Source organism: Pseudovibrio sp. WM33, assembly GCF_001623165.1.
Classification (GTDB): Bacteria; Pseudomonadota; Alphaproteobacteria; order Rhizobiales; family Stappiaceae; genus Pseudovibrio.
This window is the reverse complement of the sequence record NZ_LMCK01000014.1, coordinates 53750-60359: the sequence shown is the minus strand read 5'-3', so window position 1 is coordinate 60359 and position 6610 is coordinate 53750. Positions and strand designations below refer to the sequence as shown.

Here is a 6610-nt window from a genome sequence, read left to right as displayed (position 1 = left end):
AATGATGATGCCGGATCAATTTTGAACGCTCATTGACACGTAGATGTAAGCTTAGCTGCTGGCTCTGGTACACTTAATGGAGATCATATCGAGACACGGGAGCTTATCCCGTTCACAAAGGGTTTTTTTGGCGGAAAACTGGGAAGAAGCAGTAACGAAGGGCTTATCATCCTCACTGCCAAAGGTGATAGCATGGATCCGCTTATCGCGGATGGCGACCTCGTTATGGTGGACCGCAAACGCAATGAGTTGTCAGATGGCGTCTACGCGTTCATCTACGGTGGTATGGCTCGCGTAAAGCGCCTACGCCCGACAATCCAGGGCGATGTTGAATTGATTAGCCAAAACCCAGAATACAAAGACGAACTTCTTAAGCGCGCAGACCTTGAGGACTTTCATATCATCGGCAAAGTAGTGTGGTGTGGTCATCGCTTCAGTTAAACTGAATTTAGAGCGGGCCAACTCAAACGCACAACTTTCTTTTGCGCATTAATGACCGTTATATGCACACCTAAGCGCCCATTTTGAATGGATTTCGCGCAACTCTGTGCAAAATGCTTTTCCCTATCCAAAACGATATAATTGAGAAGTTTCAACGGATTCATCCATTTTTACTCGCCTATGCCTCTGTGCAGAATAACAGTCCCCCCCACAATTGCGTGACGCGAATTTTACATAAGTGGATGAATTTAAGTGCGAAGTACTTTTTATTTCTTCTCTATATAATTCGCGTAGTGGGGGGATGTGCTCGCCTAACGCTTAGGATAGCGATCGTGAAGGTGATCTTTCAGGGCTATGTTGTCTGCGCCCGAGGTTTCGACGAGCTCTAAGTCTTTAACTCTTAACACTCTCCACCAAATCAAAGAGGGATTGCCTCCAATAGGAGTGTTTCGATGTCTCAGCGATTGTCCATGAGATAGATGTTGACATTGAGGATTTTCTGAAAAATAGTTGTTACAGGCATCAAAATCCGAATAACATTAGGTCTGGACAAGCAGGTTTTGTCCCTAACACTTAATGCGCAGCTTTCACCAGAACGCTCGCTGGCCTTCATCTCAAACTGGTGTCACCACTGGTGTTTGAGACACCGGATCAGCGTAAACGCTAGTGTCAATTTCGTAGACCGAACTTACCAAAGATGGGCTGACCACCTCGTGTGGGGTGCCCTCGGCAAAGATAGCGCCATCACGCATGACGACGAGGTGATCTGCATAGCGGGAGGCCTGGGCTATGTCGTGGAGGACGACCACCACCGTGCGGCCCTGACTGTTGAGCTGTTGGAGGAGATCCAGTGTCTCGTATTGATAGCGGATGTCCAGATAGCTGGTTGGTTCATCCAGCATGATGTAGGGCGTATCCTGGGCCAGGCACATGGCGATGAAGGCCCGTTGACGCTGGCCACCGGAAAGGTCTTTCAAAGCCCGGTCTTTGAAAGTGTAGAGACCCGAGGTGTGCAAGGCCTCCTCAACAATCTCAACATCCCGTCTGCTGCGAATGCCAAAGAGAGATTGATGCGGCGCACGTCCATAGCCAACAAGTTGCTCAACGCTGATGCCAGTCGGAACCACCGGACTTTGCGGCAAAAACGCAATTTGCCTTGCAACGGTCTTGGCAGGCAAACGGTGGATCTCGTTGCCATCAACGGTGATGCTGCCGCTCTTTAACTTATTGATCTGGCCGATGGTTTTCAGCAGTGTTGACTTGCCGCAGCCGTTCGGGCCGATCAAAGCGGCATAGCTGCCCTTTTGAATGGTGAGATTGATGCCCTTGAGCATGAACTCTTCGTAACCGGAGGTGACGTTTGAAAGAACGATGCTCATGTGCTTTGTCCTTTTTGTGAGCGGCTCATGATCCAGATGAAGTAAGGAGCGCCCAGCATTGCACTCAAAATGCCTGCGGAGACTTCAAGCGGCGGCGCAATAGCCCGTCCAACCGCGTCTGCCAGAACAACCAGAAGTGCCCCCACCAGAGCAGCTGTTGGCAGCAAAAGGCGATGTCGTCCCCCCACAAGAGAGCGGCTGATATGCGGTGACATCAAGCCGATAAAGCCAATCACACCAACCACGCCAACGGAGATACTGGCAAGCAGGGTTGCAACGCCCAACAATAAAAGGCGCATCTTATTCGTGCTTTGGCCAAGCCCGCGGGCGGTCTGGTCTCCCAGTTGTTGCAAGTCCAGTTGATAGGAGAGCACCATAGTCAGACCCAAAAGGCCGACAAGTGGCATCCATATCGATTGCACATGCACCCACGTACGAGCCCATAGGGAGCCGGTGAGCCAGACAAGTGGGTTGGAGATTTCCAGCGTTGCGGCTGTCACCAGCAGATAATCAACACCTGCATCACACACCATGCCAACGGCAATGCCAACCAGAGCCAGACGGGCAGGGGAGACTTGGCGCAGATGAGCTGCAAACAACACCACCACCGCAGCAACAATGCCGCCAAGGGCCGCAGCAAAAGGAAGATAAGTAACGGGCACATTGGGCAGGAACATCACTGTACCCAAAGCAGCCAGTGCAGCACCTGAGTTGATGCCCATGATCTTGGGGCTGGCCAGAGGGTTGCGAATGATAGCCTGGACAATAACACCGGAAATAGCAAGGCTTGCCCCGGCCAGCAAGGCAATCAACACGCGGGGGAGCCGTGACTTCCAGATAATATAGGTCTGCTTTTGGCCATCCAGATCAAACAGGCTGTTCAGGATCACATCCAGCGGGATGTTAACCGCGCCCACACCCAGACTAAGCATGCTGACAAGGACGCAGGCAAACAACAGTAGCATTTGGACGCGAAAGGCTTTGGTGCTCCGGTGGCTTTTAAAATCTGTACGCCACTGTGCGCCGGAGGCCTCAGAGAGCATGCTCATCAGTCAATCTCCTTGGCCGTGATGGTCAGATACAAAAAGTAGGGCGCGCCAATCAGGGCTGAAACCACACCCACCGCAGTTTCCTCCGGGAAGTTGATCAGCTTGGAAGCGCCATCAGCAACAAGCATCAAGGTGGCACCACACAGCATAACCGCAGGCACCAGTACACGATGGTCTGTGCCAAAGGCAGCGCGGCACACATGCGGAATGATGAGGCCAACAAACATCACTGGTCCGGCAACGGAAACGGAAACGCCGGTCAGGATTGCCGCGAGCAAAATACCGAAAAGCAACGTAAACCGTGGATCAGAGCCAAGCCCTTTTGAGGCTGCTTCGCCAAGCGCCATCAAATTGAGCTTATGCGACATGAAGAACGTCAGGAGGCCACCTGCCAGACACCAGACAAGCAGCGGCGTTGCCTGCTTCCAGCGCACATCTGCAATGTCGCCTGTGGTCCATTGGATCACGGAGAGGGCAAGTTCATCATCCAGCGTAAAAGTGAACCGCACCAATGCAAACGCAAAAGCGCTGACTGCCACACCGGAAAGGATCAGGCGCAGCGCACTTAACGTGCCCTTCAGGCCACCTGCAAGCGTCAGAGTTAGCCCACCGGCAAAGGCAGCACCCAGCACCGCCATGGTGTCGATGTTGAAGAGAACGAGCGAGGGGAACACCAGCCCGATAGCGATGCCCAGAGCTGCGCCCTGATTGATGCCAAGGATAGACGGAGAGGAAAGTGGATTGCGCGTTGTGGCTTGCAGCAAAAGCCCGGCAAGGCCGAGGTTTGCGCCAATCAGTGCGGCAATGAGAGTGCGCGGAGCGCGGATATCGCGCACAATGGAAAGGCTCTGCTCATCAAGTTGAGCAAAGACCGAGTTCAGGATTTGGAGAAACCCGATATCTTGTCGGCCACCTGTGGCAAGGGACAGCGCCGCTCCACCGAGCAGCGCCATCCCCATAAGGCTCCAGTACATGGCAGTGAGTGGCATACGCGTGGCTTAGTTCTGAACTTGCTTCATAATGTCTTGCAGATCATTGGCGGTCATTTCTGCTGCCACCATGCCGCGCAGACGAGACCACACATGCGCTTCCACGTAAAACACGCGGTCGTTTTTCACAGCGCTGATGTTCTCGTAAAGCGCTTCACCTTTCCAACCATCCGCAAAGGCTGGGTCTGCGTAGCGGCCCAGAATGAGAATGTCTGGGTTCACAGCAGAAAGCTGCTCCAGAGAGGTCTTCACGTAGTTGGATTCATAAACCGCACCCTTGGTTGGCTTCATGCCGCTGGCAAAGCCAAAGCCTTTCAATAAAGAGCCATTGTAGGAAACTGGGGAATGCAACCACAGCCCCTTTGCGTTGGTCACACCAAACTGAATCTTGTAGTCGCCAGCCTTTTCAAACTGCGCACCAATCTCAGCCATTTTGGCTTTATGCACTTCAACGCGGGCTTTCATCTCATCTGCCTTGCCAACGGCAGCGCCAATCGCTTCCAGCTGCGCAATTGCAGAAGGGTAGTCACCGCCCAGACTGTCAAAGACAACCGTCGGCGCAATGTCAGAAAGCGTGTCATAAGCGGCTGTATGCCGGGTCTTGTCGGCAATGATCAGGTCTGGACCCAAGGATGCAATCACTTCAAGGCTTGGTGTCTTACGGGTGCCAACAGAAACCCAGTCCTGCCCAATCTTATCCGTATAGGCGCTGATGATGCGCTCACGCTTTTTATCATCCGCCACACCCACAGGAGCAACGCCAACGGCAGCCAGCGCATCAACAAAGCTATATTCCAGCACAACAATACGCTGAGGCTGATCAGGAACAGTGGTGGTTCCCAGCTCGTGTTTAACATCACGCGCGGACGCTCCAAAGGCAACAAGAGTTGAAAGGGCGCCAGCGAAGGCGGCTGCGAAAAGATTGGTTTTCATCGGCTTGACTTCTCATAAGGACGGGCAATAGCAAAGGTTGTAGGGTGAGCTATTGTATACCTGATAATTATAGTCAAGTTTAAATAAGAGTTTTTACCTCATATTTATTCGATAACGCAGACATCCTGCAAATGCCTGCGCATAACCACTTAAGACGAAGGTTGTTCTGACAGCTCGTCCACTTCCATCTCCTTGGCAACTTCTTCATCAGCAAGAATAATCGTTTGCGGTGTGGCCGTGCGCGTTGGCGCAGAAGGCACAAACACACTCTTTTCGCTCTCAGCGACAGCAGAACGCTGTGTGAGGCGCCATAAGGTAAAGGCAAGAATAAGCGCATGGGCTGCAAACGTGGACATGAACAGGCCGATGGACCCGAAAATGCTCATCAACACGCCGCCCAAAAATGGCCCGATCATGGACCCCACGCCAAGCATCAGCAACAAACCACCGCTGGTCTGCATCGCATCCCCTGCATCTGCATGGTCATTCGCGTGGGCAACCAGCACCGGGTAGAACGTGTAAATCGCAGCGCCAAAAATTACCGCTGAGGCAATGGCGATGTTGGCACTGCTGGTATCCGCAAACAGGAAGATGGAGTCCGCTGCCAAGGCAACCACCGCAATTGCAATCACAACATAGCGGCGGTCCGTGCGGTCTGAGATCATGCCAATTGGGACCTGCGCAAAAGCGCCAGCCAAAATGGAGGAACTCACAAACAACGTGATGCTGGCAATCGGCAGTCCAACTTTCCCGCCATACACAGCCGCCAACGTGCCAAAACTGCCGTTGGAAACGCCGGTCAGAACAACAGCAACCACGGCAACGGGAGAGTTACGCCACAGCCGCCTGATATCCAGTTTGACCTGCGCAAGGGGAGCCGGAGCAGGGGTGCGCGTGACAGCAGTCGGGATAAGCGCCACCACATAAAACATGGAGGCAATCACAAAGAACTCAAAACCATCAATCGGGCCCATGGAAAGAACCACCTGACCACCCGTGGTCGCAGCAAGGTTCACCATGGTGTAAGTGCCAAAAACAACCCCGCGATTGCTTGGGTCCGAGCGTTCCGTCAACCAGCTTTCCACGATCATGGCTGCACCCGCAAAGGCAAACCCTGCCACGGAGCGAAAGGCAATCCATGCAATGGGATCAACCATCAAGGAGGAGGCCAGAACTGACAAGCACGCCAAAGACGCCATCACACCAAAGGCCCGAATATGCCCCGCCCGCTGCACGATCTTCGGCACACTCAGGCAGCCAGTCACATACCCAATTGCCCAACCCGTCCCCAACAGACCGAGAGAAAGAGAGGAGAAGCCCTCAAACGTACCTCTAAGCGGCAAATGCATACCGGTAACACCACCGGCAAAAAACAGGAAGGCAGAGCCCAAAAGCAAAGAGGCGATAGGAAGTAGAAACTGACGCATGACAACGACCCGGAAGCTGGGCAAGTATCCCCGAAAATACTTACCCCGAAAAACACCAGGAACGATAAGAGCACAACTCCCCAAAAAACGCGACAGCTTTATACCTACTCCCCTGCTTGAGAACACCTTTTCACGAAACAGCGAGAGCAATCACGGAAACTAGTAATGGAAAGCGGGAAGCGTGTTGTCCCAATGAGAGCTCGTCCGGAACGTGAAAGGTTTTGAGGTTTGCATTCTCGCAGGATGTTGGGCCGCTTGTTAGAAAATGAAGAAGCCCAACGTTAGAAAAGATCTCTAAATGTATGCTGTAATTGTTATAAGTTTCAAGGTGTTAGGTGTTAATCGCCTGGTCATTTGAAGAAATGTAATTTGATTGTCAAAAGCGATACAAC

The 6610-nt window shown here is 52.6% G+C and carries 5 protein-coding genes and 1 pseudogene; 1 reads left to right on the top strand and 5 read right to left on the bottom strand.

Translation table 11 applies throughout. The features are described 5' to 3' along the window. Positions 1 to 60: 60 nt before the first annotated feature. Positions 61 to 441 (top strand): annotated as a pseudogene (locus PsWM33_RS03400) (S24 family peptidase); the annotation flags it as partial. A gap of 614 nt (positions 442 to 1055) precedes the next feature. Here PsWM33_RS03400 and PsWM33_RS03390 read toward each other — a convergent pair. The 5 genes from PsWM33_RS03390 to PsWM33_RS03370 form a co-directional block, all read right to left on the bottom strand. Next, positions 1056 to 1820, bottom strand: coding sequence for an ABC transporter ATP-binding protein (locus PsWM33_RS03390; RefSeq protein WP_063299213.1), 765 nt, complete (start codon positions 1818 to 1820; stop codon positions 1056 to 1058). After that, positions 1817 to 2869, bottom strand: coding sequence for a FecCD family ABC transporter permease (locus PsWM33_RS03385; RefSeq protein ID WP_082826857.1), 1053 nt, complete (start codon positions 2867 to 2869; stop codon positions 1817 to 1819). Before PsWM33_RS03385 ends, PsWM33_RS03390 begins: the two co-directional genes overlap by 4 nt. Then, positions 2869 to 3858, bottom strand: a complete 990-nt coding sequence (locus PsWM33_RS03380) for a FecCD family ABC transporter permease (protein WP_082826856.1) — start codon at positions 3856 to 3858, stop codon at positions 2869 to 2871. The genes PsWM33_RS03385 and PsWM33_RS03380 overlap by 1 nt, the downstream gene beginning before the upstream one ends. A 9-nt stretch (positions 3859 to 3867) precedes the next feature. Then, positions 3868 to 4791, bottom strand: a complete 924-nt coding sequence (locus PsWM33_RS03375) for an ABC transporter substrate-binding protein (RefSeq protein WP_063299212.1) — start codon at positions 4789 to 4791, stop codon at positions 3868 to 3870. A 149-nt stretch (positions 4792 to 4940) separates the two neighbouring features. After that, entirely contained in the window at positions 4941 to 6218 is a 1278-nt protein-coding gene (locus PsWM33_RS03370) for an MFS transporter (protein ID WP_063299211.1), read from the bottom strand. Positions 6219 to 6610: the final 392 nt, after the last annotated feature.